The sequence below is a fragment of the Brevundimonas sp. genome (genome assembly GCF_041911375.1).
In the GTDB taxonomy this organism is placed as follows: Bacteria; Pseudomonadota; Alphaproteobacteria; order Caulobacterales; family Caulobacteraceae; genus Brevundimonas.
Genome location: NZ_JAYRPA010000022.1, coordinates 92,802 through 115,257 on the forward strand (window position 1 = coordinate 92,802; position 22,456 = coordinate 115,257).

Sequence of the window (22,456 nt, forward strand, 5' to 3'; positions counted from 1 at the left end):
AGCGGCGGCCGGTCACAGGATTGCCCTCGCCCACATGAAGAACGAGAAAGCTGACATAGCCGCGCAGGCAACAGCCCAGACGTAGCGGCGTTCGCGGAATGATTGGTCAGCACACCAGGCGCAAAGCCAGATTGAAACGGCGTAGATGAAGGTCATCAAACCGCCTCCCCGCGCATGACCGCAGTCAGGGCGCTGATCGCCCGGCTGATCTCCAGCCTGGCGGCGATCGGGCATCCGGCGTGGTACTCGGCCCGGGCGCGGGTGATGATCTTGTCGACTTCGCACAGCGCCTCGCGCTCGTGCTGGAAGGGGTGGGGGTCGAGCGGCGCGCCAACGCCAGCCTCGACAGGACGCAGTTGATCGTCCATCGTCAGGGTGCTCCTGCGATGCTCCTGAGAGCGTTGAAAGAGAGGCGCCCGGCGGGACTGGGGTGAGAGCTAGATCCGCCGGGCGTCTGGAGTGTTAGGCAGCCGACTTGCCCCACGGACGGGCGCCGGCAGCGGGCGCCGCGCCAACGGCGGCCTGCTGCTGGTTCGCCGATCCGCCGCCCAGGGCCTTGTAGCCCTTGACGATGTTCTGCTCGCCGTACTGGCCTTCGGCCGGCTTGATCGCCACGGTGATCTCGCACGGCTTGAAGTGCAGGTGCTCGCTGTCGGTCAGCGTGCCGACGTAGCCGACAGCGCCGCAGATGCGCTTCAGCGAGCGCTCCGCGATCTCCTGCGCCTGCTGGTTCTGGTTCCGGATGTTCAGGTTTTCCCAGACGCGGCGCTTGGCCAGCGGGCCGTCGATGATTTCCCAGGTCAGCTTGAGCATGTCGCCGCCGCTTTTGGTCGCGGCCAGCGAGGATTCGATGATCTGGGCGGTGTAGTTGCCGGCCGGGATGATCTCGCGATCGTCCTGCACGTCATCGGGGTTGAAGGGGGTGAGAGCAGCCATATTCGTTCTCCGTGGTTACGCCGCCTCGGCGGTCGCTTGATTGGCCGGGGCCGCGCCCCCAGCGGGGAAGAAGGGCGCCAGGGCGCTGAAGCCCTGACCCTTCTGGTAGATGATGCGCGCGGGCATGTTGTACCGATTGCCGGCCGTGAACGCGGGCTTGCCCTCGGTGTAGATCCAGCGGGTGTCGCCGCCATCGGCGCGGGCGCGCTCGCCCTTGCCCTCGGTCTTGATCGTCACGTCCTTCTTGACGAGCAGGATGGCGTCGACCTCGCGCTTCAGCAGCGCCTCGGCCCGCTTGTGCAGGTCGATGTCGTAGCGGCTGTAGGACTGCGTTTCGGGGTCGTCGAAGCGGCTGATGATGGCGTGGCCCACCAGCACCACCGCCATGCCGCGGTCGTTGCGCAGGTAGTTCAGGGCGTCGAGCACCTCCAGCCAGAGGTTGTCGGCCTCGATGTAGCCCTTGCCGTATCCGCCGCCGGCGAGTTCGATCGACTTCACGTTGCTGTCGCGGCAGACCTTGTCCCAGATCAGCTTCTGCAGCGCCGAAACCGAATCCAGCACGATCGTCTGGAAGGTGTGGTCCTCGGTCGCGAGCACGCCCATCGCCTCGATCACCTGCTCATAGCTCGTCAGGTGGCCGAAGCTGTCCAGCTCCAGGTCGCCGCTTTCGCCGCGCTCGGTCTGGAGGAAGACCGGCGCCGGGAACTCGGACGCCAGGGTGGTCTTGCCCATCTTCTCGGGGCCGTAGATCAGCAGGCGCGGCGGTTGGTCGGCGCGCACCTTGCGGAGGGAAGCGAGGGAGATCGCCATTATGCGGCCTCCGCGATGGTGGCGGGCAGCAGGAAGGCGAGGAACTCTTGCGCCATCGCGACGACATCTTCGGGATGCGCGATGCCGATCGGATTGCCGTGAGCGACGAGGTTGCAGGCCTGGTCGAGCGCCACAATTCGAGCGTTTTCTTCTCGTTCGGTCATTCATCTTCTCCGTCTGGCGCGTCTATGAACCACCCGCCCGTCGCGCCGTCCGGTGAGGGGTGGAAGGTGATTGAAAGGGGGCTGACCGGCACGATGCCGACGCGGCACTCGGCGGCGTTGCGGCGTCCGCGCGGCGTCCAGGACAGGGCGATGCCGGTCACATATCGGTCGTCGTCGATGACCTTCTGCTTCACCAGCAGGTCCAGCGTGGCCTTGCAGCGGTTGTCGATGTCGCTGAGCGGGCTGTCGCGTTCGACGCCCAGAAGGATCAGCACGCGCCCGGGTACGGGGTCGCATCCATCGCGCGCCATTTGTTCGCGAACCATCCATCCGGCCTGATTGAGCCAGTCGAGATATTCCTTCGACCGGCGCGGCTTCGTGGACCCTGGCGTGGACCGCCAGATCTTGTTCGCGCTCGGCGGCGCGGGCAGGACCAGATAGGTGCAGGCGGGCACGGCGCGAGACGCACCCGCCTGCTGGCGAACCTCACCGTCGGCGTCGGCGATGAGAGGGGAAACGGCAAGGGCGGTCATGCGAACACGCGCAGGCGCGGCTTGGCCTGACCTTCGACACGCCACACGACCCAATGACCGGGCGCGCTGATGCGTCGGGCGCCGCCGCTCGCGACTGTCGCGATGGCTTCGGCGAGTTGCTTGGGAGAACCGATCATGACCGGCCCTCGCGGATGTGCTGGAGTGCGGACCCGATCAGGCGGGCCGACCACACCCTTGTCTGGAAAGCGGCCTGCTCAGGAAGCGCAAAGAGCCATCCCAGCACGCGCGCCAGGATCCAGATCGGACCCACGACGAGGAGCAGGATGCTCCAGGTCAGCGGCGTGTAGGAACGACTCGGCTTCTTCCAGCAGGGCGGCCTTTCGGCGCCGTTGCTCGGCCTCATGGTTCAGCCTCTGTTTCTCGGATGCGAAATAGTCGGCGATCCGGTGATTGATGACGCGGCTCAGCACCGCGAGCCCGATCTTCCAGCCGCCGTTTTTATGTTGCAGGACTTCTTCCATCGTCCTGATGGATGTCCGCCCCTGGATCAGGCCCTTCGCGGCGTCGACCGACAGGCCGAAGTCGCGAACCACCATGCCCTGCACATTGACCTCGTTGCGGTATCGATGGCGCATGACCTCCGCGAAGGCCTCGCGCAGTCCGTACTGCAAGGGTTGGTTTTCCGTGCCGAAGGGGCAGCTTTCCATCTTCGCATCCATCACAGTGAACCTCGTTGGAAGGCGCTGCGACGGCGCGAAGTGTGAGAGCGAAGATGCAGGCGTCCGGCGCCAACCGGAACGAACTGCGGGGATACGGAACCGGGGCGCGCCAACGCCTCGGGACCGGCTTCAAAAAGAGAGGTCATGACGCGGCCTCTGCTGAGAGTTTCTCCGCTGCGCTGTTAAGCGCGCGGATCGTTTCGAGATTCTTGTGAGACCAATCGCGGTCGGAGAACGACTTGACCGTGGTGTACGGGAGGTCCGCAGCGCGAGCCAAAGCGGCCAAACCATGCGTCTCGGCCGCTGTTTTGACGTTCTCGATGACGGCTTCGATCGGGTCCATGAAGAACGACTTTACGATGTTTCGTGGAAACCGCAAGGGGTTTTACGAAACTCCGTTGTTTCCCTTATCCGCGAACCTCCCCATGCCCTGAGCATGTCGGACGAGATCGACCAGCGAAGAGAAGCATTCCGGACCTTCGTGGAAGCGCGTGGGGGAGTGGCCTCCGTCGCGCGCAAGGCGAAGGTCAGCGCGACGACGCTTTACAGCTACCTGGGAGGGAAGAGCGCCAGCCTGTTGGACCGCACGTCGAATCCCATTGCGACCGCTTTTGGCGTTTCAGTGGAAGAGATGTTCGGGGGTGAGCGACCCGCCAGAACGGTGCCCGTCGTCTATCACGTCGGAGCTGGGGCCACCGTGTACGCGCTGCCCGATCAGGAACCCTTTGATTTTGTTGACGCGCCAGAAGATGCGTCAGATTCCACGGTCGCCGGGCGGATCGAAGGCTCGAGCATGGGGGCCATGTTCGACGGCTGGCTGCTGTTCTGGGACGACATGCGCTCGCCGGTCACGCCGGACCTCTATGGCGAGGTATGCGTCGTGTCGCTGTACGACGATCGCGTGCTGGTGAAGCAGCTACGCCCCAGCAAGGAGCCCGGCCTGTTCCACCTGTTCTCGAACACTGAACCGCCGATCCTGGACGTGCCCGTTCGCTGGGCCGCGAAGGTCACGCAGATGCGGCCGCGTTAGGAAGTTTCGTAAAATCTCTTGACGGGATACGAAACGTCGTAATAGCCTGCTCCTCACCAACAGAGGAGGCATTGGCGTGCCGCACCCTAATCAACTGGCTCTGGCGCAAGCCGCCGAGCGCTGGATTGAACAGTCCCAGCAGTTGCCGCAGCAGACCGCGATCAAGCGACTGACGGCAAAGATCAACGTCCTGCAGGACGGCATCCACGAGCTGTCGCTGGCGTCGATCGAGGATCGCGAACCGGACGAGACGCTCGCCGGCCTGTCGGCGATCGACATCATGGCGGCGCAGGGTCGCCTGGTCGTCGAGCGCAATGTGCGCCAGCGGTTTGCGGACATGGAGATTGCAGCGTGACCGCGGCCGACCCGTTCACCCGCGCCTGCCCGCTGTTCGCGAACGCGCACCGCGGCGCCGTCAAGTCCGGCCCGGCCTTCGAATGGACGGGCAGGGGGTCGCTGTTTTCCTTTCGGCTGCAGAAGAGGGGCGGGGCTTCGGCCTCGTCCCTCGGGAGCCGCCCTCACCTGGAGCAACCCAAGTGACCCATTCCCCTAAGCAGACGGTCCCGGAAATCCTGAACGCGGCGGCTGATCTGCTGGAGAAGCCGGGGGCGTGGACGCAGGGAACCAGCTACGCGGGTCCGAACGGCGAGTGGCGAAACGGCGGCGAGCCTGACGTGACCTGTCGGTGCACGGTGGGTGCGATCAACGAAATATGCCGTTGGAACTTCGACGCGGCTATTCCCGTGTTCCAGGTGTTCGAGACCCACATTGGGCAGGACACTGCCAAGTGGAACGACAACGCTTACCGCACTCAAGCCGAAGTCGTCGCCGCCCTCCGTCAAGCCGCTGAGAAGGCCGCCCGCCCCTCTAATCGGGGAGAGGCGTGATGGGCTATTGGGACACCGCCGGGAAATCCGACGAATGGTACACGCCGCCGCACGTGTTCGAGGCGCTCGCGGTCCGGTTCGATCTTGACGTGGCGCATCCGAACGGACTGACGACGCACGTTCCCGCCGCGCGCCACTATTGGTCGGACGGGCTGGAACTGCCTTGGGACGGCTTCGTCTGGATGAACCCGCCCTTCGGTGGACGCAACGGCCTTGAGCCCTGGCTGGATCGGTTCTTTGCTCACGGCAACGGCGTTGCCCTGACGCCTGATCGCACCTCTGCGCCGTGGTTTCGGAAGGCCTGGATGCGGGCGGATGCGGTGATGTTCACGCCCAAGATCCGCTTCCTTCGGCCGGACGGCTCGATCGGCAAATCGCCATCCAACGGGACGGCCCTGTGGGCTGCCGGCGCGCTCGGCGTCCGCGCGCTTCAGAACGCCAACCGCGCGGGCCTCGGGATCCTCGCGTGGCCCGCTGAATGCGCCGCCCGCCCCACCCAAGAGGGGGCGTAGATGGCGACCGACCTCATCACCAAACTGGAAGAAGCGGGGGAAGGGTCGAGGGAACTCGATGCGCTGATCGAAGATGTGTTCGACCCGCTCATCACCTGCGACGGCCCCGGAAGCCATGCCGACTTCGTTGGCGACGAACAGTTTGAGGCAGACGTAGGCCACTACACCACCTCGCTCGACGCCGCCCTGGCGCTGGCGGAGCGGGTGCTGCCGGATGCTCGGGTTCAGATGAACACCGGAACTGGCTGGGTCCGGCTTGTTACGACTGACGGCCGGTACGACTACGGCTTCTTCGCTGCGGCCCACGCCTCCACCCCCGCCTTAGCTCTATGCGCTGCGATCCTTCGCGCTTCTGAACAGGAGCGGGGAGGGTGATCTACGGGTCCGTCTGTTCTGGCATCGAAGCCGCGTCCGTCGCCTGGCATCCGCTGGGGTGGCGCGCCTCGTTCCTATCCGAGATCGAGGCGTTCCCGCGCGCGGTCCTGTCCCACCATTACCCCGAGGTGCCGCTTCATGGCGACTTCACGACGATCGCAGCCGATCAATACGAGCCAATCGACCTTCTGGTCGGAGGAACACCTTGCCAGTCTTTCAGCGTCGCCGGCCTCAGAGGCGGACTGGATGACGACCGCGGCAACCTGGCGCTCGAATATCTTAGGCTGGCTGACCGACTGCGGCCCCGATGGCTGGTTTGGGAGAACGTCCCCGGCGTCCTGTCATCGAACGGCGGACGGGACTTTGGAGCCATTCTCGGGGGCATGGTCGAACTCGGGTACGGGTTCGCCTACCGAGTGCTTGACGCTCAGTTCTTCGGAGTGGCCCAGCGACGCCGTCGTGTGTTCGTTGTCGGACACCTTGGAGACTGGCGATGTGCCGCAGCGGTTCTATTTGAGCGCCACAGCCTGTCGGGGCATCTTGCGCCGCGCCGAGAAGCGGGGGAAGGCGCTGCCCCTACCATTGGAGCGAGCTCTGGCGATTGGAGCCGGGACAATATTGGCGAGAGCCTAGTACCGTTCGGCCTGTCAACGCAGCAGGAGCCGAAATGGGCTTCTGATCTATCGCCTACCCTGACCATCCCATCGAAGTCGGGCGGCGGACAGCCCACGGCGGTTGCCTTTGCTCTACGCGGTAGAGACGGCGGCGCTATGCCTGAGATCGAAGGTCACGGCGAGCGAGCAGGAGCTCTGCGCGCGGCCTCGGGCGGGTCCAGCCGTGACTACGTGGCGTTCGCTCAGAACACCCGCGATGAGGTCCGCGAGATGCCCTACGTCGGCGCCCTAGCTGCTGATCCTGGCATGAAGCAGACCAGTTACATCCGAGGCGGCTCCGCCGTCCGCCGCCTGACGCCCCGCGAGTGCGAGCGGCTCCAGGGCTTCCCCGACGACTACACCCTCATCCCCTACCGCAAGGGCATGGCCGCTGACGGCCCTCGATACAAGGCGCTCGGCAACTCCATGGCCGTCCCTGTGATGGCCTGGATCGGCCAGCGCATAGCCGCCGTGGACGCAATCATCCAATCCGAAAGGCTCGCCGCATGACCACCCCCACCCCAGGCCAACCGCTATCCGAGGCGGATGTGAAGCGCATTTTCGGCCTTGATCCGAACGCCACCGGCAACCGGCCGCGTGGCTGGCGGATTGTGGACGAGGGCGAGAGCAACGACATCCGCGCCTTCAACGGCATGGATGTGCCGCCCGGCAGTCTCGCTATTTCCACCCGCGATGGCGCCTCTAACCCCATCAGTCCGACCGCCTGCCAGTATCCGAACTTCATCGGCACAGTAGAGGACGACTGCGACCGCACCTACCGCGACTACTTCTACCGCCCCCACGCCCCTGTCTCCCGCCCCGGCGATGGGGTGGAGAACGAAGCATACGAAATCGGAAAGCGCGAAGGATATGCAGAAGCCGTGGCGGACGTTGATCGCCTGACAGGTGGCGATGGCGAATATCGCTTCTGCACCGAAGGCGATCCAGACCGGCACATGCCCAGCCCTGCCGCCATGAAGAAGAAGATCGCAGAGCGCTTTGCCGCCCTCACCCCTCCCGCAGAGCCTGTCTCCCGCCCCGCTGGGGTAGGGGAACGGGAAGCGGTGGCGCGGTTGGAGAGGCTGTGCGCCGGTTGGTCGTCAGTGGAATCCGCAGAGCGCGCGTCGGCAGTCGCATTGGTCCGCATTGCTGATGTTCTCCGCATCCTCTCCCTTCTCCGCCCCGCCGCGCCCGATGCTGGGGGTGGGTGGATGCCGATTGAGACGGCTCCGAGGGATGGAACGCATTTCTTGGCGGTGGACGAGTGCGGCGACGCTTCGCGGTGCGCCTATAACCGCGACGGGACGCTGGCTTCGTTCTGCGGTCAGCCGGTCGTCCAGCCGTTCGAGCCGATTGCCTGGATGCCTTGGACTGAGGTTCCCGCCCTCCAGCCAGGAGGCGAGCGATGACCGGCGGGCTGGAACCCTACGGCTGGATATATGAGACCTTCGCTCCGGGTGCTGGATGGTGCGCCCCGCCGGAATGGTGGCCCGCCACGTTCACAAGGACTCCTCCGAACCCGAAAACCACCCGGAACGTAATCGCGCTCTACACCGCCCCAGCCGAACCCGCAGAGGCGAGGATCAGGGAGTTGGTCGATCAACTGCTGAAGACCGAGCGAGACTATTCAGAACTTCGTCAATCCTATGACGCGGTTGTCGCTAAGCTGACCATCGAACGCGGGCACGGTGATAAACAATACCGCCGCGCCAGCGCCGCCGAAGCCAAACTCGCCCGGGCGGTGGAGGCCCTGCGAATGGCCCGCGATGCCCTTTCGACCGCGAAGATGTGGGCCAAGCGAAAGGGCGGCTGTGACGGTGCGATAGATAAGATCGACCGCTCGCTATTTGCCATCAAGCAGACCCTCGCCGCCCTAGCCCATCCGCCCGCCCAGGGTTCGGAGGCCATTCGTCGTGCGGCTGAGGCGGCCCGCGACGCCCTCAAATGCGAGGGACCAGAACATGAGTTGATCCACCAGCGCGACTACTTCGCCCTCGACCGGATAGCTACCGGGCCGAACCTTCAACGTGCTTTGGCCGCCGCCCTCTCCCCGCAGCCCGGCCCCGCGTCGGAAGGAGATGGGGAATGAGCCACATGAACATCAGCGACCCCAATGGGAACTCAGGCGTCTGGCGCGAAATGCTTGAAGTCGGAAAGCTCAAGGCTGAGATCGACGTGCTGCGAAAGGAGCGCGATCACTACCAGAGCAACCTCGAAAGCATCTTCGACCGCATCAAGGCTGGGGAGGAAGTTTATCTTCAATACCGCAGCGGAGAGCGCATCTGGATCGTCTCCAAGCCCGAGGATCACCCCAAGGAGCGCGACCATGACTGAGATCGAAGCGCTGTGTGAACGCCTAGAGGGTATCGCTACCACGGATCACGAACGCGGCTGTGAAGGACGAAACTACGCCTGCTCGTGCGGCTGGGATGAGGAGAACATGGAGATCGGTCGGCAAGCGTCCGCCACCATCCTCGACCTGATCGCCTCTGCACGACGTGACGCGGAACTGCTTTCGAGGGTCCATCAGATGGCGACAGAGGGGCACGTCAAGCCGGGATGCGACAACTGGCGCGCTGTCGAACGCTGCCGTCAGATCGCCAACCTGACCGCCCGAGCAGCCCATACGGGGGAGGGGTGATGGAAACCCTGGCACAGCTTGGAATGTGGTTCGCGGGATGTGGCCTGATGCTTTGCGCGCTTGGTCTGCACCGCATCGCATCGGCGCTCGAACGGCCCCACCCCCAACCGGAGGAACAGCCGTGAGCGACCTCCCCAACCGCGATGTGCTGACGACGCGCGAGATCTGCGCCTGGCGCCGTATCACGCCCGAGACCCTGACGCGCCGGCGCAAGTCGGGCGCCATCGACCTCTCTCCCTGCGACCGCGGGCGCCAGATGCTTTTCAATCGCGCCGACGTGCTGCGCGCGTTCGGTCAGGTCGACAGCGCTCGGTCGCCGTCGACGGACGACGACCCCTGGATGTGACAGAGTGAAGTCGATCCAGCACGATCTCGGGAAGTATGTGATCCTGCGTCCGCGCAAGGACGGGACGATGCGCGCCCTGTTCGAGGTGCCGGCCCGCCTCCGCCCTGCAGGATGGCCGCCGACCATCGCCTTGCCGCTCGATACGCCGCGCACGGGGGACTTCGCCCGGCACCCTGACGAGCAGCTGCGAGTGATGGACGACGCCCAGGTGCTGAACCGTCGCCTGGACGAGGAGCGAGGGCAGCGGGTCACGAGCGACAGCGCACGGACGTTCGCGACGCTCCTGCGTCAGTGGCGCCGCACGCAAGCGTACAAGGCCCTCAAGCCCCGCACGCAGCGCGGCTACGAGAAGACCGTCCGCTACATCGAGGCCTGGAGCAAGGCCAAGGGACAGCCTGACCCGACGAAGATGAAGAAGGCCGCGGTCGAGAACTTCCTCGCCGACTTCGATGATCGCCCGACGACGCGCCGCATGGTGAAGGTCGTGCTGAAGATGGTCATGGATCAGGCGATCGACCTGGGCTGGCGATCGGATAACCCGGTCGCCAAGATCAAGTCCGCCATGCCGAAGACGCGCGTCGGGATCTGGGAAGCCGCCGACGTGGATCTTTACGCCTGGGCCTGCCTCGCCATCGGTCAGCCCGACATGGCCGCGCTGCTCTACACCCAATGGGAGATCGGCCAGCGCCTGACGGACTGCTACCTCTTCCGATACGGCGAGGAGTACGCCGGCGGCCGGTTCGCCTTCGAACAGTCGAAGACCGAGGAGCGCGTCAGTTTTCCCGTCAGCGCGCGCCTGCAGGGGCTGCTCGCCGCGAACCGCCGCCCCGGCAAGGAGTACCTGTTCGAGGACGCGCGGTTCGATCGTCCCTACATCCGGCGCATCGGCGCTCGCATCGAGGCGGACGACATCGCCGCCGCCAAGGTTTTCGCGATGGCCCGCCGCGTGGCGATCGAGCACGGCGGTCGAAGCCTCAAGCTGAAGTGGCTCCGGCACTCATGCGTGGTCGATCTGGCGCGATCCGGCGCAGAGATTCCAGAGATCGTCTCCATCACTGGGCACACGCTGGCGAGCGCCCACAACATCCTGCAGCGCTACCTGCCGCGCGATTCGCGCGTGGCTGAAAATGCGCAGCGGAAGCGGGGGCTGATCGGCAAGGAGTCTGACGGCGCTCAGTCTGACGAGTCTGACGGCTCGTCTGAAAGGAGGGTCGCCTGATCGGCTAAGTCTATGATTTAATGAAGGAAGACGATGGTGGGTGATCACAGGTTCGAACTGTGGACCCGCTGATTAAGAGTCAGCTGCTCTACCAACTGAGCTAATCACCCGACCGGTCGTCTTGGCTTCGTCGGGGCGAGACGCCTCGGCGAAGGGCGCTCCTACTACCCAGACGATCCGGGGTTGGCAAGCGCTTTCGCAAACTTTCTTACCCGGTCTATGGTCGCGTCGGAATCAGCCGCGGGAACGCGGCGGGGGAGTGGGACGATATGGCCTTCTGGAACCGGCGACGCTCGATCGACGCCATGCTCAAGCCGCACGACGGTCCTCGGCTGAAGGCGACGCTCAGCTGGCCGCATCTGATGGCGCTGGGCGTCGGCGCCATCGTCGGCACCGGCATATTGACGCTGATCGGCGTCGGCGCGGGGCTGGCGGGGCCGGCGGTGCTGGTGTCCTTCGTCCTGGCGGGCGCGGTCTGCGCCTGTGCGGCCTTGGCCTATGCCGAACTGTCGACGATGATGCCGGCGGCGGGCAGCGCCTACACCTATTCCTATGCGGTGCTGGGCGAGATGATCGCCTGGGTGGTGGGCTGGAGCCTGATCCTTGAATATTCGCTGGTGGTCAGCGCCGTGGCTGTGGGCTGGTCGGGGTATGCGGTCGGCTTCCTGAGCGGACTGGGTGTCGATCTGCCCACCGCGCTGACCGCCGGGCCCCATGCGGGCGGGATCATCAATCTGCCGGCGGTGGCCATCATCGGCGTGGTGACCGGGCTGCTGCTGCTGGGAACCAAGGAAAGCGCGACGCTGAACGCCGTGCTGGTGGTCATCAAGATCGCGGCGCTGGCGGTCTTTGTGGCTATCGCCCTGCCGGCCTTCGAGGCCGAGAACTTCACGCCCTTCATGCCCAACGGCTTCGGCGCCCCGTTCGTCCAGACCGGAGTCATGGCGGCGGCCGCCATCATCTTCTTCGCCTTCTATGGGTTCGACGCCATTTCGACGGCGGCGGAGGAAACCAAGAAGCCCGAGCGCGACCTGGCCATCGGCATCGTCGGCTCCATGCTGATCTGCACGGCGCTTTACCTGCTGGTCGCAGCGGCCGCGATCGGCGCCCGGCCGGTCGCCAGTTTCGCCGACAGCCCCGAGCCGCTGGCGCTGATCCTGCGTGAACTGGGGCAGGGGACGGCGGCGCAATGGATCGCGGCGGCGGCGGTGATCGCCCTGCCGACGGTGCTGCTGGCCTTCCTGTTCGGCCAGAGCCGCATCTTCCTGGGCATGGCGCGAGACGGGCTGCTGCCGCGCCGGCTGGCGCGGGTGTCGGCGCGCGGGGTGCCCGCCGTGGTGACCCTGTTCACGGCGGTGGTGGTGGCGATCCTGGCCGGCCTGCTGCCGCTGGACGAACTGGCGTCGCTGGCCAACGCCGGCACGCTGGCGGCCTTCTGCGCCGTGGGGGTCAGCCTGGTGGTGCTGCGCCTGCGGGAGCCGGAGCGTCCTCGCGTGTTCAAGGCCCCACTGTGGCCGTTGGTGGGCGCGATCACGGTCATCGGCTGCATCGTCTTCTTCTTTAGCCTGAAGGCGAACACCCAGATGGGCTTCCTGATCTGGAACCTGATCGGCGTGGCCATCTATCTGATCTGGTCCTCGCGCAATTCCCGGCTGGCCAAGGGCGAGGAAGAGGCGGCCTGATGGCGCGTCGCGACCTGTCCGGCGCCGTCGACTTCGCCGTGCTGGAGAGCATGACCGGGGGCGATGCGGCGATTTCCGAAGAGGTGCTGGGCCTTTTCGTCGAGCAGGCGGCGCTGTGGTCGGCCATGCTGGACCCGAAAGCCCAGGGCTGGCGTGACGGCGTCCACACCATCCGCGGCGCGGCGGCGGGCATAGGCGCCGGCGAACTGGCGAAGGTGTGCGCGGCGGCCGAGGGAGCCGAACAGTCTCTGGCCGCGCCCGCGCTGGAGCGGGTCAGGACGGCGCTGGACGCGGCTCTGGCGGACGTGGCGGCCTACCGTCACGAGCTGATGCTCAAGGGGTTGAGGGCCTAGATCGCCACGGAAGCGGAAGCGACGTCAGCTGCGCGTGCGGTCGTAGGTCGCGAACTCGTGGGCGATGCAGCGGTCGATCAGCAGGCGCCAGACCGGCTCGGCGATATCGGGCGACAGGCGGTGCGCCTCGGCCGCGACCAGGACCTTGGCGACCACGTCGTCGATACGCGCTTGGTCAAAGACGGCGTCGCGGTCCGGCTTGATGCGGGCGGCGGCGTCCATGTAGCGCTGGCGCTCGGCGATCAGGGCGACCAGGGCGCGATCCAGGGCATCGACGCCCTGACGAACCTCGGCCATCGTCTGGCATTCGGCGGGATCGATCCGGGGATCGACGGCGACTAGGGCAGGCTTCGACATGGCGGCGGGTTAGCCCGTCAGCCGGCGGAAGCCAAGCGCTCAGCGGAGACTAGCCGACGAAGGCGCGTTCCAGCACATAGTCGGCGGGTTCGGCGTTGGAGCCTTCCTTGAGGCCGTAGGTCTCCAGCAGTTCGCCGGCTTCCTTGATCATGGCCATGGAGCCGCACAGCATGGCGCGGTCTTTGGCCGGGTCGAAGCCTTCGGGCAGGCCCAGGTCGCGGAAGAAGTCGCCCGACTTGATCCGGTCGGTGATGCGGCCAGGCGTGTGGAATTCCTCGCGCGTGACGGTGGGGTAGTAGGTCAGCTGGGCCTTGGCCTCATCACCGACCAGCGGGTCGTCGTGGATCTCGCGGGTGAAGAAGTCGCGATAGGCCAGGTCGGCGACGTTGCGGACGGTGTGGATGACATAGACGCGGCCGAAGCGTGAGTAGGTCTCGGGATCGCGCGCCACGCTGAGCCAGGGCGCCAGACCCGTTCCGGTGCCGATCAGGAACAGCCGTTCGCCGCCGGTCAGGGCGTCCAGAACCAGGGTGCCGGTCGGCTTCTTGCCCATCAGCACCGTGTCGCCCGCGACGATCTTCTGCAGGCGCGAGGTGAGGGGGCCGTCGGCGACCTTGATCGAGAAGAACTCCAGCTCCTCGGCCCAGCAGGGGCTGGCGATGGAATAGGCGCGAAGGACGGGCTTGCCCCCGTCCTCGCCCGGCAAGCCGATCATCACGAACTCGCCCGAGCGAAAGCGGAAGTCGTCGGGACGCCGGATGCCAAAGCTGAACAGGCTGTCGGTCCAGTGGCGGACCCACAGGACTTCCAGTTCGTGAAAAGGGCTGGCCTTGACGGGAGCGGGGGAGAGGGCGGCGTCGGTCATCGCGCGCTATCTAATGTGAGAACCCTTCGCAGGGAAGGAAAAGCCGAGGCCGCCGCATCGAGATTTCCTCGTGACGGCTGTAAGCGCCGCCGCTAGCTTGCAGACATGCGTCACATCCTGCTTGCCTCAACGATCCTTCTGTCGGCCGGTTCGGTCCAAGCTCAGACACAGGCGCAGGAGGCGGTCGATCCCTCGATCCTGACGCCCGAGCGCGTATTCTCCAGCCCCGGCCTGAACGGCCCTGTGGCGCGCGGGGTCAGTCTTTCGCCGGACGGACAACTGGTCGCCTTCCTGCGTCCGCGAGAGGACGACAACGACGTCCAGGACCTGTGGGCTGCTCCGGTCGGGCCGGGCGAGGCCTACAAGCTGATCGATTCCCGCGCCTTGGTCCCGGACGCGGGCGAACTGTCGGAGGCGGAGAAGGCGCGGCGCGAGCGGATGCGGATCAGCGCGCGCGGCGTGGTGGAGTATTCCTGGGACAAGCAGGGTCGCTACATCCTGGCTCCGCTGGAAGGCGACATCTTCCTGGCCACGCGCGCGGACGGTTCGGTGCGCCGCCTGACCGAAACCGAAGCCGACGAGATCGACGCCAAGGTCTCGCCGCTGGGCAACTTCGTCTCCTACGTCCGCGAGCAGGACCTGGTCGTCTATGACTTGGCCAGCGGCGGGGAAACGCCCGTCACGACGGACGGCGACGGCCTGATCACCTGGGCCACGGCCGAGTTCATCGCCCAGGAGGAGATGGACCGCGACACCGGCTACTGGTGGAGCCCGGACGAGCGCTACATCGCCCTGACCCGCGTTGACGAAAGCCCCGTGGACGTGGTGCCCCGGTTCGAGATCACCGGCGACGGCGCGACGGTGGTGCAGCAGCGCTATCCCCGCGCCGGGCGGCCCAACGCCCTCGTCGAGCTGTATGTGCAGGACCGGCAGAGCGGTCGGCGCGTGAAGGTCGATCTGGGCGCGAACACTGACATCTACCTGGCGCGGGTCGACTGGGCCGGCGACGGAAAGACCGTGTACGTCCAGCGCCATTCGCGCGACCAGAAGACGCTGGACCTGCTGAGCGTCGACCCGGCGACGGGCGCCTCGCGGGTGATCCTCAGCCAGAAGGCCGACGCCTGGGTAGATCTGAACAACGACTTCCGCGTGCTGAAGGACGGCCGCTTCCTGTGGTCGAACGAGGATTCCGGCTGGCGGCACCTTTATCTGTACGACCGCAATGGTCGACTCGTTCGGCCGATCACGCGCGGCGACTATCCCGTCAAGCATCTGGACGGGGTGGACGAGACGACCTGCGACGTCTTCTTCACCGCCTCGATGCGCGACGGCAAGGAACTGCCGATCGAGCAGCAGATGTTCCGCGCCAGCCTGAACCGCACGATCGATCCGGTGGCGGTGACGCCGGCGGGCGGCTGGTGGAACGTGTCGGTCAATGGGCCGGCGACAGCCTATGTCGGCAACTACTCCGATCCGAAGACGCCGCCGCAGTCGGCCCTGTACAGCATCGACGGCCAGCGCATCCGCTGGATCGAGGAGAACCGGCTGGACGAGAGCCACCCGTTCAGCCCCTATGTCTCGCATCTGCCGACGCCCGAATACGGTACGCTGCAAAGCCATGGCGAGACGCTGGTGTGGCGCATGACCACGCCGCCCGGATTCGATCCCTCGAAGAAATATCCGGTGGTGATGCAGGTCTACGGCGGTCCGGGCACCGGGGCGGGCGTTCAGAAGAGCTGGCAGCCGCTGACCAATCAATTGCTGACCGACGCGGGCTATGTCGTCTTCCGCCTGGACAACCGAGGCGAGGGCGACCGATCGCAGCGCTTCGAGACCAGCATCTATCGACGCCTGGGCCTGGCCGCCGTCGAGGATCAGACGCTGGCGGCGAAATGGTTGAAGGAACAGCCCTTTGTCGATCCCGACCGGATCGCGATGATGGGCTGGAGCTTCGGCGGCTTCCTCAGCCTGCTGGCCCTGACCGAGCCGGAGGCCGGGCTGGCCTCGGCCCTGGCCGGCGCGGCCCCGACCGAGTGGAGCCTGTACGACACCCATTACACCGAACGGTACATGTCCACGCCGCAGGATAACCCGGAAGGCTATGCCGAGACGGACATCCTGCCGCGCCTGGACGACCTGACCGGCCGGCTGTTGATCCTGCACGGCATGGCCGATGACAACGTCATCTTCGGCAACGCCACCCGGGTCATCGACGCCCTGCAGGCCAAGAGCGCGCCGTTCGAAATGATGCTCTATCCCGGCCAGCGGCACGGCGTCCGCGGCGATCCCAGGCAGTTGCAACAATGGCGAACCTATCTCGATTTCCTGGACCGCACGATCGGCGCGCGTTCGGCCTCCCAAACCGACTGATCGCGCTCGCGGCCGCGCTGGCCCTTTCGGGCTGCGCGGCCGGGCAGGGCGGCTATCCGGCGCCGGCGACGGTTGTCGAGGCCGGCCGCGTAGCCGACACGGCGCACGCCGTCCTCCGTTGGAACGACGCGACGGCGGCGCCGATGCGCGGGCCCCTGGCGGGCATGCCGATCCTGCTGAAGGACAACATCGAGACGGCGGACATGCCGACCACCGCCGGTTCCCTGGCGCTGGAAAACAATGCGCCGGGTCGCGATGCGCCGCTGGTCGCGCGTCTGCGCGCGGGCGGGGCGGTCATCGTCGGCAAGACCAATCTGTCGGAATGGGCCAACATCCGCTCATCGGACTCGATCAGCGGCTGGAGCGCGGTCGGGGGCCAGACGCTGAACCCCTATGATCCGGCGCGGACGCCGTGCGGCTCTTCCTCGGGCAGCGGGGCGGCGGTGGCGCTGGGACTGGTCCCGGTGGCGATCGGGACGGAGACCGACGGCTCGATCACCTGCCCGGCCTCGGTCAACGGGGTGGTCGGCTTCAAGCCGACGGTTGGACTGGTGTCGCGCTCCCACATCGTGCCGATCAGCCATTCGCAGGACACCGCCGGACCCATGGCCGCCACGGTGCGCGACGCCGCACGGGTGCTGACGGTGATCGCAGGCTCCGATCCGGCCGACCCGGCGACGGCGGAGGCCGATGCGCGCAAGGTCGACTACGCCGCCGCCCTGGACGCCGGGGCGCTACGCGGCGCGCGCATCGGGGTGATGCGCTTCCTGCCCGGCTATTCGCCGCAGACCCGGGCGGTGTTCGAACAGAACCTGCAGGCCTTGCGCGATGCGGGAGCGGTTCTGGTCGACCTGACTGAGGGGCCTGACCGTCGGGCGATCGGGGCGGCGGAAATCCGGGTGCTGCTGTACGAGCTGAAGCACGACCTGAACGCCTATCTGGCCTCGACCGACCCAGCGCAGGTGAAGACCCGGACCCTGGCCGACGTCATCGCCTTCAACGCCGCCGTGCCGCGCGAGACGGCCCTGTTCGGTCAGGACCTGTTCGAGCAGGCCGAAGCCACGACGGGGCTGGACGACCCAGACTATGTCGAGGCGCGCGCCCTGTCGCTGCGCCTGGCGGGCGTCGAAGGGATCGACCGGCTGATGCGGGACAACGCCGTGGTGGCCCTGGTCGCGCCGACCACCTCGCGCGCCTGGACCAACGATCCCAAGGACGAGGACGACATGCAGGGCTCGGCCAGCCAGTTGGCCGCCGTCGCCGGCTATCCGCACCTGACCGTGCCCATGGGATTCGACCAGGGCATGCCCGTGGGGCTGAGCTTTATCGGCGGCAAGTGGCAGGACGCGCGCATCCTGTCGCTGGGCTACGCCTTCGAACAGGCGACACAGGCCCGCCGCCCGCCGGGCGCGGTTTCGCACTGAGGAACCATGCAGTCCGTCCCGGCTTGAGGACGGGCGCGGCGGCACTCGGGCCGTTGCTGGGAGTCTTCATGAGCGATCTTGTCGCCAACATCTTCGGCTCGGCCGCCGCCGTCTGTTCGGTCACCAGCTTCGCCCCTCAGGCGATCAAGATCTGGAAGGAGCGGGACGCGTCGTCCGTCAGCCTGAAGACCTATTCGCTGACCGTCACCTGTTTCGCCTTGTGGGTCGTGTACGGCGTGATGACGCAGGCCTGGCCCGTCACCGTCGCCAACAGCTGCGCCCTGGTCATGGCCAGCTGGGTTCTGGTCATGAAGTGGCGTTTCAGGGACGGCGATCCCGATAAGTGACGCGAGCTTTACCCGACGTGATCTTGGCGCCTTGCCCGATGCGGGCTACGCCGTCGGTTCAACCTCCTGAGGAGACGTTTCCATGCCTGATCTGGCTCAAGTCACCGAACACATCCGCGGCGCCGTCGGCGACAACTCCGGTCTGGGCAAGACCGTGAAGCTCGACCTCGGCGACGAAGGCAAGATCTTCATCGACGGCGCGTCGGTGCCGAACACCGTCACCAACGAAGACAAGCCGGCCGACGCCACGGTCTCGATGAAGTGGGATGACTTCATGGCCCTGTCGGAAGGCAAGCTGGACCCGATGATGGCCTTCATGCAGGGCAAGCTGAAGATCGCCGGCGACATGATGATCGCCCAGAAGCTGGCCCCGCTGCTGAAGCGCTGATGCCGGCCTGAGGCACGATCGATGGCGGCGCGGCTCCTTCCGGGGCCGCGCCGTTTTCGTATCCAGCGCCCGCAGAGGCGCGACGACGAAAGAGGAAACGACATGGATTTCAAACATTCCGATCGCGCCCTGGACTGGCACGCGCGCGTGCGGCGCTTCCTCGATGAGCAGGTCATCCCGCGCGAGCACGAGTATTTCGCCCAGGTGCGCGAGGATTCGACACGCCAGCCGCCGGCCATGGAGGAAATGAAGGCCGCCGCGCGCGCCGCCGGACTGTGGAACATGTTCCTGCCCGGAGAGCACGGCGCGGGTCTGACCAACCTGGAATACGCGCCGCTGGCCGAGCTGATGGGCCGCCACCTGTGGTCGGCCGAGGTGTTCAACTGCAACGCCCCGGACACCGGCAACATGGAAGTGCTGCACATGTACGGAAACGCCGAGCAGCAGGCGCGCTGGCTGAAGCCGCTGATGGCCGGCGAAATCCGCTCGGCCTTCCTGATGACCGAGCCCGAGGTCGCCTCGTCCGACGCCACCAACATCCAGACCCGGATCGAGCGCGACGGCGACCACTATGTCATCAACGGCCGCAAATGGTGGTCGACCAACATGGGCCATCCGAACGTCGCCATGACCATCGTCATGGGCAAGACCGACTTCGACGCCGCCACCCACGCCCAGCAGTCGCAGGTGATCGTGCCCGTCGACACGCCCGGCTTCCGCGTGGAGCGGATGCTGTCGGTGTTCGGCTATGACGAAAAGCCGATCGGCCATGCCGAGGTGGTGCTGGAGAACGTGCGCGTGCCGGTCGAGAACCTGATCGCCGGCGAGGGCAGGGGGTTCGAGATCGCGCAAGGGCGCCTGGGGCCAGGCCGCATCCATCACTGCATGCGCGTGATCGGCGCGGCCGAGCGGGCGCTGGAGCTGATGGTCGAGCGGCTGCTGAACCGCACCGCCTTCAGGAAACAGCTGGCTGAACATTCCGTGTGGGAGCAGCGCGTCGCCGACGCCCGCACCAATATCGAGATGTGCCGCCTGCTGGTGCTGAAGGCCGCCTGGATGATGGACGAGGCGGGCGCCAAGAACGCCCGTTCCGAGATCGCCCAGATCAAGGTGGCGGCGCCGAAGATGGCGCTGCAGGTCATCGACGACGCCATCCAGGCGTTCGGCGGGGCGGGCGTTTCGGGCGACACGCCGCTTGCGGAACTCTACGCCGGCGTGCGCACCCTGCGGATCGCCGACGGGCCCGACGAGGTTCACAATCGCACCATCGCCCGGCTTGAGTACGCCAAACATGGCGGCAAACCCGTGCGTTGACGGCGTCGGCCGGGCTGCGGCCTGCGTTTTCAGTGGAACCTGAGCCTTTTCGTCACGTTCGCTTCCCGGGACGACAGGCGCGCGACGGAAACCAGATCAATGAATGCACGGTTCGAGCCCGGTACGCGGGGCGCGACGGATCTGGCGCGGTTCCGTGAAGTCCGTTCGGCCATGCCCGCCCTGGCCGACGGGCTGTCGGCGGAGGATCTGTCGGCGCAGTCCATGGCGGACTGCAGCCCCGGCAAATGGCACCTGGCGCATACCAGCTGGTTCTTCGAGGCGATGATCCTGGCGGCCGACCCGGAATATGTTCCGGTCGATCCGCGCTTCCAGCAGCTGTTCAACTCCTACTACGAAGCCCTTGGCGAGCGCGTGGCGCGGCCCGAGCGCGGGCTGATGACCCGGCCGTCCCTGAACGAGGTGCTGGCCTATCGGCGTGAGGTCGACCGCCGGATGGCCGACTGGCTGGCCGGGGCGTCGACGGACGGGCAGGCGCGTTATCTGTTCGAGCTGGGCCTGCACCATGACCAGCAGCATCAGGAGCTGTTCCTGATGGATCTGCTGCATCTGATGTCGCGGTCGCCGCTCGATCCCGCAGCCTACGCCGAGGAGCCGCGCCCGCGTCCCGTCGAAGCGGGCCAGGGCGGCGCGACCCGGTTCGAAGGCGGACTGGTGTCGATAGGCCATGACGGCGCCGGTTTCGCCTTCGACAACGAGGGCCCGTCGCACCGGGTGTGGCTTGAGCCGTTCGCCCTGGACCACGACCTGGTGACCAACGGCGACTGGATCGCCTTCATCGCCGACGGCGGCTATGGGCGGCCGGAACTGTGGCTGTCGGACGGCTGGGCGACGGTCAAGGCCGAGGGCTGGACGGCGCCGCTGTACTGGCGGCGCGAAGACGCGGGCTGGTCGGTCATGACCCTGACCGGCCGCCGGCCGGTCGATCCGGCGTCGCCCGTGCGCCATGTCAGCTTCTACGAGGCCGACGCCTATGCCCGCTGGGCGGGAAAGCGCCTGCCCAGCGAAAGCGAGTGGGAGCATGCGGCGACCGTCGCGCCCGAGGCCTTTTCGAACCTATCAGGCGAGGTCTGGCAATGGACGTCCAGTTCCTATGCTCCCTATCCCGGTTTCCAGCCGACCGAGGGGACAGCGGCCGAGTACAACGGCAAGTTCATGGCCAATCAGATGGTGCTGCGCGGCGGCGCGTTCGCCACGCCGGAGGATCACCGGCGGCCGACCTATCGCAACTTCTTCTATCCCTTTCAGAGGTGGGCCTTCATGGGCTTGAGACTGGCCGAGGACGCGCCGCGCGACGTCCGGACCGACGACGCCGCGACGCAGGCGTTCCGTGCGGATCTTCTGGCGGGGCTGTCACGGCCGCAGAAGGCGCTGCCGCCCAAGTGGTTCTATGACGCGGAGGGATCACGCCTGTTCGAGGCGATCACCGAGCTGCCGGAATACTATCCGACCCGGCAGGAAACGGCGCTGCTGCGAGAGCGGGCTGGTGAGCTGGCCGCCGCCTTCGGCCCGGACGCGGTGATGGTCGAGTTCGGCTCGGGCGCCAGCGAAAAGACCCGCATCCTGCTGGACGCCGCCCCTGACCTTGCCGCCTATGTGCCTCTGGATATCAGCGAGTCGGCGCTGCTGGACGCCGCCGAACGTCTGAAGCTGGGCTATCCCCGCCTCGAGATTCGGCCCGTGCTGGGGGATTTCGAGCATCTGGCGCCGCTGCCCGACGATCTGCGGTCGGGCCGGCGCGTGGGCTTCTTCCCGGGTTCGACTATCGGCAACCTGGAGCCGGAGGACGCGGCCCGTTTCCTGGCCGCTGCGCGCCGCATGCTGGGCGAGGGGGCGCTGTTCATTCTAGGCGTCGATCTGGTCAAGGATCCGGGGGTTCTGATACGCGCCTATGACGACAGCCAGGGCGTGACGGCGGCCTTCAACCGGAACGTCCTAGTGCGCGCGAACGCCGAGCTGGACGCCGACTTCGATCTGGACGCCTTCGTTCATCGGGCGGTGTGGAACGCCGAGCTCTCGCGCATCGAAATGCATCTGGAGGCGACCGAACCGACCACGGCGCGGGTCGCCGGGCGCACCTTCCGCTTCATGGCGGGCGAGACCATCCACACGGAAAGCTCTCGCAAGTTCACGCGCGAGGCGGTCGAGGCCCTGGCGTCCCGATCGGGCTGGCGGTTGGAGCGGTTCGACGTTTCGGCCGAGCCCAGCGTCGCCCTGGCCCTGCTGTCGTCCTGAAAGGTGGCGGAATTGGAAAGGGCGGCGCCTGGCGGCGCCGCCCGTTCAAGTCTGGCGATAGACTATTCCTGGGAGGCGGCAGGGTCCTTGCGCGAGCCGTGCGAGGCCTCGCCGCCTTTTCGACCCGCCTGGGCGGCCAGGCTGCGGTCCTGAGAGAAGCTCCGCTTCTCGCTTGGCACGCTGGCGCCGCCCTTTCGCGCTATCTCGCGCTGACGTTCCGGATCCATCGAAGCAAATCCTCGCTTCGATACGCCCGAGCCTCGCGTCGGCTGACCTTCCATCTGTTGTCCCTTCCGCTGCTGTTGCGCTTGTGGGGG

At 66.5% G+C, this 22,456-nt stretch carries 32 protein-coding genes and 1 tRNA gene; 20 read left to right on the top strand and 13 right to left on the bottom strand.

Translation table 11 applies throughout. The annotated features are described in order from the left end of the window. Positions 1–12: 12 nt before the first annotated feature. The 9 genes from ACE3PU_RS04645 to ACE3PU_RS04685 all read right to left on the bottom strand — a co-directional run bounded on the left by ACE3PU_RS04645 (position 13) and on the right by ACE3PU_RS04685 (position 3,466). Complete coding sequence (locus ACE3PU_RS04645) at positions 13–156, bottom strand: hypothetical protein (RefSeq protein WP_374387157.1); 144 nt, start codon at positions 154–156, stop codon at positions 13–15. Next, positions 156–368, bottom strand: a complete 213-nt coding sequence (locus ACE3PU_RS04650) for a hypothetical protein (protein ID WP_374387159.1) — start codon at positions 366–368, stop codon at positions 156–158. The genes ACE3PU_RS04645 and ACE3PU_RS04650 overlap by 1 nt, the downstream gene beginning before the upstream one ends. Positions 369–462: 94 nt before the next feature. Then, positions 463–936: a DUF669 domain-containing protein gene (locus tag ACE3PU_RS04655; RefSeq protein WP_374387161.1), complete on the bottom strand. Its 474-nt coding sequence runs from the start codon at positions 934–936 to the stop codon at positions 463–465. Positions 937–951: 15 nt separating this feature from the next. After that, positions 952–1,746 carry an ATP-binding protein gene (locus ACE3PU_RS04660; RefSeq protein WP_374387163.1) on the bottom strand — a complete coding sequence of 265 codons (795 nt, stop codon included), beginning with the start codon at positions 1,744–1,746 and terminating at the stop codon, positions 952–954. After that, positions 1,746–1,910, bottom strand: a complete 165-nt coding sequence (locus ACE3PU_RS04665) for a hypothetical protein (protein ID WP_374387165.1) — start codon at positions 1,908–1,910, stop codon at positions 1,746–1,748. Before ACE3PU_RS04665 ends, ACE3PU_RS04660 begins: the two co-directional genes overlap by 1 nt. Beyond that, positions 1,907–2,443: a RusA family crossover junction endodeoxyribonuclease gene (locus ACE3PU_RS04670; protein ID WP_374387167.1), complete on the bottom strand. Its 537-nt coding sequence runs from the start codon at positions 2,441–2,443 to the stop codon at positions 1,907–1,909. Before ACE3PU_RS04670 ends, ACE3PU_RS04665 begins: the two co-directional genes overlap by 4 nt. Further along, a complete protein-coding gene (locus ACE3PU_RS04675; protein ID WP_374387169.1) occupies positions 2,440–2,580 on the bottom strand; it encodes a hypothetical protein in 141 nt (46 codons plus the stop codon). The genes ACE3PU_RS04670 and ACE3PU_RS04675 overlap by 4 nt, the downstream gene beginning before the upstream one ends. A gap of 78 nt (positions 2,581–2,658) precedes the next feature. Beyond that, the gene (locus ACE3PU_RS04680; RefSeq protein WP_374387171.1) at positions 2,659–3,123 is read right to left on the bottom strand and encodes a hypothetical protein; all 465 of its coding nucleotides are present in this window, start codon (positions 3,121–3,123) and stop codon (positions 2,659–2,661) included. A gap of 142 nt (positions 3,124–3,265) precedes the next feature. After that, complete coding sequence (locus tag ACE3PU_RS04685; RefSeq protein ID WP_374387173.1) at positions 3,266–3,466, bottom strand: hypothetical protein; 201 nt, start codon at positions 3,464–3,466, stop codon at positions 3,266–3,268. Positions 3,467–3,559: 93 nt separating this feature from the next. On the opposite strand from ACE3PU_RS04685, the gene ACE3PU_RS04690 reads away from it, so the two are divergent. From ACE3PU_RS04690 to ACE3PU_RS04745, 12 genes are all read left to right on the top strand, one after another. After that, positions 3,560–4,153, top strand: coding sequence for a hypothetical protein (locus ACE3PU_RS04690; RefSeq protein ID WP_374387175.1), 594 nt, complete (start codon positions 3,560–3,562; stop codon positions 4,151–4,153). Between the two features lie 76 nt (positions 4,154–4,229). Beyond that, positions 4,230–4,508: a hypothetical protein gene (locus ACE3PU_RS04695; RefSeq protein WP_374387177.1), complete on the top strand. Its 279-nt coding sequence runs from the start codon at positions 4,230–4,232 to the stop codon at positions 4,506–4,508. 181 nt (positions 4,509–4,689) lie between these two features. Beyond that, a complete protein-coding gene (locus tag ACE3PU_RS04700; protein ID WP_374387179.1) occupies positions 4,690–5,040 on the top strand; it encodes a hypothetical protein in 351 nt (116 codons plus the stop codon). Continuing rightward, the gene (locus ACE3PU_RS04705; RefSeq protein ID WP_374387181.1) at positions 5,040–5,552 is read left to right on the top strand and encodes a DNA N-6-adenine-methyltransferase; all 513 of its coding nucleotides are present in this window, start codon (positions 5,040–5,042) and stop codon (positions 5,550–5,552) included. The genes ACE3PU_RS04700 and ACE3PU_RS04705 overlap by 1 nt, the downstream gene beginning before the upstream one ends. Then, complete coding sequence (locus tag ACE3PU_RS04710) at positions 5,553–5,927, top strand: hypothetical protein (RefSeq protein ID WP_374387183.1); 375 nt, start codon at positions 5,553–5,555, stop codon at positions 5,925–5,927. It abuts the gene before it with no gap. Next, the gene (locus ACE3PU_RS04715) at positions 5,924–7,090 is read left to right on the top strand and encodes a DNA cytosine methyltransferase (RefSeq protein WP_374387185.1); all 1,167 of its coding nucleotides are present in this window, start codon (positions 5,924–5,926) and stop codon (positions 7,088–7,090) included. Before ACE3PU_RS04710 ends, ACE3PU_RS04715 begins: the two co-directional genes overlap by 4 nt. Continuing rightward, positions 7,087–7,989 (top strand): hypothetical protein, encoded by a 903-nt coding sequence (locus ACE3PU_RS04720; protein WP_374387187.1) that lies wholly within the window; start codon positions 7,087–7,089, stop codon positions 7,987–7,989. Before ACE3PU_RS04715 ends, ACE3PU_RS04720 begins: the two co-directional genes overlap by 4 nt. 182 nt (positions 7,990–8,171) lie before the next feature. Beyond that, positions 8,172–8,669, top strand: coding sequence for a hypothetical protein (locus ACE3PU_RS04725; RefSeq protein WP_374387189.1), 498 nt, complete (start codon positions 8,172–8,174; stop codon positions 8,667–8,669). Continuing rightward, positions 8,666–8,914 carry a hypothetical protein gene (locus ACE3PU_RS04730; protein WP_374387191.1) on the top strand — a complete coding sequence of 83 codons (249 nt, stop codon included), beginning with the start codon at positions 8,666–8,668 and terminating at the stop codon, positions 8,912–8,914. The genes ACE3PU_RS04725 and ACE3PU_RS04730 overlap by 4 nt, the downstream gene beginning before the upstream one ends. Then, positions 8,907–9,221 (top strand): hypothetical protein, encoded by a 315-nt coding sequence (locus ACE3PU_RS04735; protein ID WP_374387193.1) that lies wholly within the window; start codon positions 8,907–8,909, stop codon positions 9,219–9,221. Before ACE3PU_RS04730 ends, ACE3PU_RS04735 begins: the two co-directional genes overlap by 8 nt. 121 nt (positions 9,222–9,342) lie before the next feature. Next, on the top strand, positions 9,343–9,567 hold the full coding sequence (locus tag ACE3PU_RS04740) for a hypothetical protein (RefSeq protein ID WP_374387195.1): 225 nt from the start codon (positions 9,343–9,345) through the stop codon (positions 9,565–9,567). A gap of 4 nt (positions 9,568–9,571) precedes the next feature. Next, on the top strand, positions 9,572–10,786 hold the full coding sequence (locus tag ACE3PU_RS04745) for a tyrosine-type recombinase/integrase (protein WP_374387197.1): 1,215 nt from the start codon (positions 9,572–9,574) through the stop codon (positions 10,784–10,786). A gap of 34 nt (positions 10,787–10,820) precedes the next feature. On the opposite strand, the gene ACE3PU_RS04750 is transcribed toward ACE3PU_RS04745, so the two are convergent. After that, positions 10,821–10,896, bottom strand: a tRNA-Lys gene (locus tag ACE3PU_RS04750). Between the two features lie 159 nt (positions 10,897–11,055). Between ACE3PU_RS04750 and ACE3PU_RS04755 the strand changes: the two genes are divergently transcribed. Both ACE3PU_RS04755 and ACE3PU_RS04760 read left to right on the top strand, forming a co-directional pair. After that, positions 11,056–12,468: an amino acid permease gene (locus ACE3PU_RS04755; protein ID WP_374387199.1), complete on the top strand. Its 1,413-nt coding sequence runs from the start codon at positions 11,056–11,058 to the stop codon at positions 12,466–12,468. Beyond that, positions 12,468–12,821, top strand: a complete 354-nt coding sequence (locus tag ACE3PU_RS04760; protein WP_374387201.1) for an Hpt domain-containing protein — start codon at positions 12,468–12,470, stop codon at positions 12,819–12,821. The genes ACE3PU_RS04755 and ACE3PU_RS04760 overlap by 1 nt, the downstream gene beginning before the upstream one ends. 24 nt (positions 12,822–12,845) lie before the next feature. On the opposite strand, the gene ACE3PU_RS04765 is transcribed toward ACE3PU_RS04760, so the two are convergent. Beyond that, on the bottom strand, positions 12,846–13,178 hold the full coding sequence (locus ACE3PU_RS04765) for a chorismate mutase (RefSeq protein WP_374387203.1): 333 nt from the start codon (positions 13,176–13,178) through the stop codon (positions 12,846–12,848). A 49-nt stretch (positions 13,179–13,227) separates the two neighbouring features. Further along, on the bottom strand, positions 13,228–14,043 hold the full coding sequence (locus ACE3PU_RS04770; protein WP_374387205.1) for a ferredoxin--NADP reductase: 816 nt from the start codon (positions 14,041–14,043) through the stop codon (positions 13,228–13,230). A 105-nt stretch (positions 14,044–14,148) separates the two neighbouring features. Between ACE3PU_RS04770 and ACE3PU_RS04775 the strand changes: the two genes are divergently transcribed. The 6 genes from ACE3PU_RS04775 (at position 14,149) to egtB (ending at position 22,139) form a co-directional block, all read left to right on the top strand. After that, entirely contained in the window at positions 14,149–16,413 is a 2,265-nt protein-coding gene (locus tag ACE3PU_RS04775; protein ID WP_374387207.1) for a DPP IV N-terminal domain-containing protein, read from the top strand. Beyond that, positions 16,347–17,837: an amidase gene (locus tag ACE3PU_RS04780; RefSeq protein WP_374387209.1), complete on the top strand. Its 1,491-nt coding sequence runs from the start codon at positions 16,347–16,349 to the stop codon at positions 17,835–17,837. The genes ACE3PU_RS04775 and ACE3PU_RS04780 overlap by 67 nt, the downstream gene beginning before the upstream one ends. A 68-nt stretch (positions 17,838–17,905) precedes the next feature. After that, positions 17,906–18,184 (top strand): SemiSWEET family sugar transporter, encoded by a 279-nt coding sequence (locus ACE3PU_RS04785; protein WP_374387211.1) that lies wholly within the window; start codon positions 17,906–17,908, stop codon positions 18,182–18,184. 82 nt (positions 18,185–18,266) lie between these two features. Further along, a complete protein-coding gene (locus ACE3PU_RS04790; protein WP_154726859.1) occupies positions 18,267–18,572 on the top strand; it encodes an SCP2 sterol-binding domain-containing protein in 306 nt (101 codons plus the stop codon). A gap of 102 nt (positions 18,573–18,674) precedes the next feature. Further along, entirely contained in the window at positions 18,675–19,886 is a 1,212-nt protein-coding gene (locus ACE3PU_RS04795) for an acyl-CoA dehydrogenase family protein (protein ID WP_374387214.1), read from the top strand. Positions 19,887–19,985: 99 nt separating this feature from the next. Beyond that, positions 19,986–22,139 carry an ergothioneine biosynthesis protein EgtB gene (egtB, locus tag ACE3PU_RS04800; RefSeq protein WP_374387216.1) on the top strand — a complete coding sequence of 718 codons (2,154 nt, stop codon included), beginning with the start codon at positions 19,986–19,988 and terminating at the stop codon, positions 22,137–22,139. 62 nt (positions 22,140–22,201) lie between these two features. Here egtB and ACE3PU_RS04805 read toward each other — a convergent pair whose 3' ends face one another. Next, the gene (locus tag ACE3PU_RS04805) at positions 22,202–22,420 is read right to left on the bottom strand and encodes a general stress protein (protein WP_374387218.1); all 219 of its coding nucleotides are present in this window, start codon (positions 22,418–22,420) and stop codon (positions 22,202–22,204) included. Positions 22,421–22,456 lie beyond the last annotated feature (36 nt).

Bases quoted from the DNA above. Each gene is read 5' to 3' on its own strand.
- ACE3PU_RS04645 (WP_374387157.1), bottom strand. From the start codon at position 156: ATGACCTTCATCTACGCCGTTTCAATCTGGCTTTGCGCCTGGTGTGCT.
- ACE3PU_RS04650 (WP_374387159.1), bottom strand. From the start codon at position 368: ATGGACGATCAACTGCGTCCTGTCGAGGCTGGCGTTGGCGCGCCGCTC.
- ACE3PU_RS04655 (WP_374387161.1), bottom strand. From the start codon at position 936: ATGGCTGCTCTCACCCCCTTCAACCCCGATGACGTGCAGGACGATCGC.
- ACE3PU_RS04660 (WP_374387163.1), bottom strand. From the start codon at position 1,746: ATGGCGATCTCCCTCGCTTCCCTCCGCAAGGTGCGCGCCGACCAACCG.
- ACE3PU_RS04665 (WP_374387165.1), bottom strand. From the start codon at position 1,910: ATGACCGAACGAGAAGAAAACGCTCGAATTGTGGCGCTCGACCAGGCC.
- ACE3PU_RS04670 (WP_374387167.1), bottom strand. From the start codon at position 2,443: ATGACCGCCCTTGCCGTTTCCCCTCTCATCGCCGACGCCGACGGTGAG.
- ACE3PU_RS04675 (WP_374387169.1), bottom strand. From the start codon at position 2,580: ATGATCGGTTCTCCCAAGCAACTCGCCGAAGCCATCGCGACAGTCGCG.
- ACE3PU_RS04680 (WP_374387171.1), bottom strand. From the start codon at position 3,123: ATGGATGCGAAGATGGAAAGCTGCCCCTTCGGCACGGAAAACCAACCC.
- ACE3PU_RS04685 (WP_374387173.1), bottom strand. From the start codon at position 3,466: ATGGACCCGATCGAAGCCGTCATCGAGAACGTCAAAACAGCGGCCGAG.
- ACE3PU_RS04690 (WP_374387175.1), top strand. From the start codon at position 3,560: ATGTCGGACGAGATCGACCAGCGAAGAGAAGCATTCCGGACCTTCGTG.
- ACE3PU_RS04705 (WP_374387181.1), top strand. From the start codon at position 5,040: ATGGGCTATTGGGACACCGCCGGGAAATCCGACGAATGGTACACGCCG.
- ACE3PU_RS04710 (WP_374387183.1), top strand. From the start codon at position 5,553: ATGGCGACCGACCTCATCACCAAACTGGAAGAAGCGGGGGAAGGGTCG.
- ACE3PU_RS04720 (WP_374387187.1), top strand. From the start codon at position 7,087: ATGACCACCCCCACCCCAGGCCAACCGCTATCCGAGGCGGATGTGAAG.
- ACE3PU_RS04730 (WP_374387191.1), top strand. From the start codon at position 8,666: ATGAGCCACATGAACATCAGCGACCCCAATGGGAACTCAGGCGTCTGG.
- ACE3PU_RS04735 (WP_374387193.1), top strand. From the start codon at position 8,907: ATGACTGAGATCGAAGCGCTGTGTGAACGCCTAGAGGGTATCGCTACC.
- ACE3PU_RS04755 (WP_374387199.1), top strand. From the start codon at position 11,056: ATGGCCTTCTGGAACCGGCGACGCTCGATCGACGCCATGCTCAAGCCG.
- ACE3PU_RS04760 (WP_374387201.1), top strand. From the start codon at position 12,468: ATGGCGCGTCGCGACCTGTCCGGCGCCGTCGACTTCGCCGTGCTGGAG.
- ACE3PU_RS04765 (WP_374387203.1), bottom strand. From the start codon at position 13,178: ATGTCGAAGCCTGCCCTAGTCGCCGTCGATCCCCGGATCGATCCCGCC.
- ACE3PU_RS04770 (WP_374387205.1), bottom strand. From the start codon at position 14,043: ATGACCGACGCCGCCCTCTCCCCCGCTCCCGTCAAGGCCAGCCCTTTT.
- ACE3PU_RS04775 (WP_374387207.1), top strand. From the start codon at position 14,149: ATGCGTCACATCCTGCTTGCCTCAACGATCCTTCTGTCGGCCGGTTCG.
- ACE3PU_RS04780 (WP_374387209.1), top strand. From the start codon at position 16,347: ATGGCGAACCTATCTCGATTTCCTGGACCGCACGATCGGCGCGCGTTC.
- ACE3PU_RS04785 (WP_374387211.1), top strand. From the start codon at position 17,906: ATGAGCGATCTTGTCGCCAACATCTTCGGCTCGGCCGCCGCCGTCTGT.
- ACE3PU_RS04790 (WP_154726859.1), top strand. From the start codon at position 18,267: ATGCCTGATCTGGCTCAAGTCACCGAACACATCCGCGGCGCCGTCGGC.
- ACE3PU_RS04795 (WP_374387214.1), top strand. From the start codon at position 18,675: ATGGATTTCAAACATTCCGATCGCGCCCTGGACTGGCACGCGCGCGTG.
- egtB (WP_374387216.1), top strand. From the start codon at position 19,986: ATGAATGCACGGTTCGAGCCCGGTACGCGGGGCGCGACGGATCTGGCG.
- ACE3PU_RS04805 (WP_374387218.1), bottom strand. From the start codon at position 22,420: ATGGAAGGTCAGCCGACGCGAGGCTCGGGCGTATCGAAGCGAGGATTT.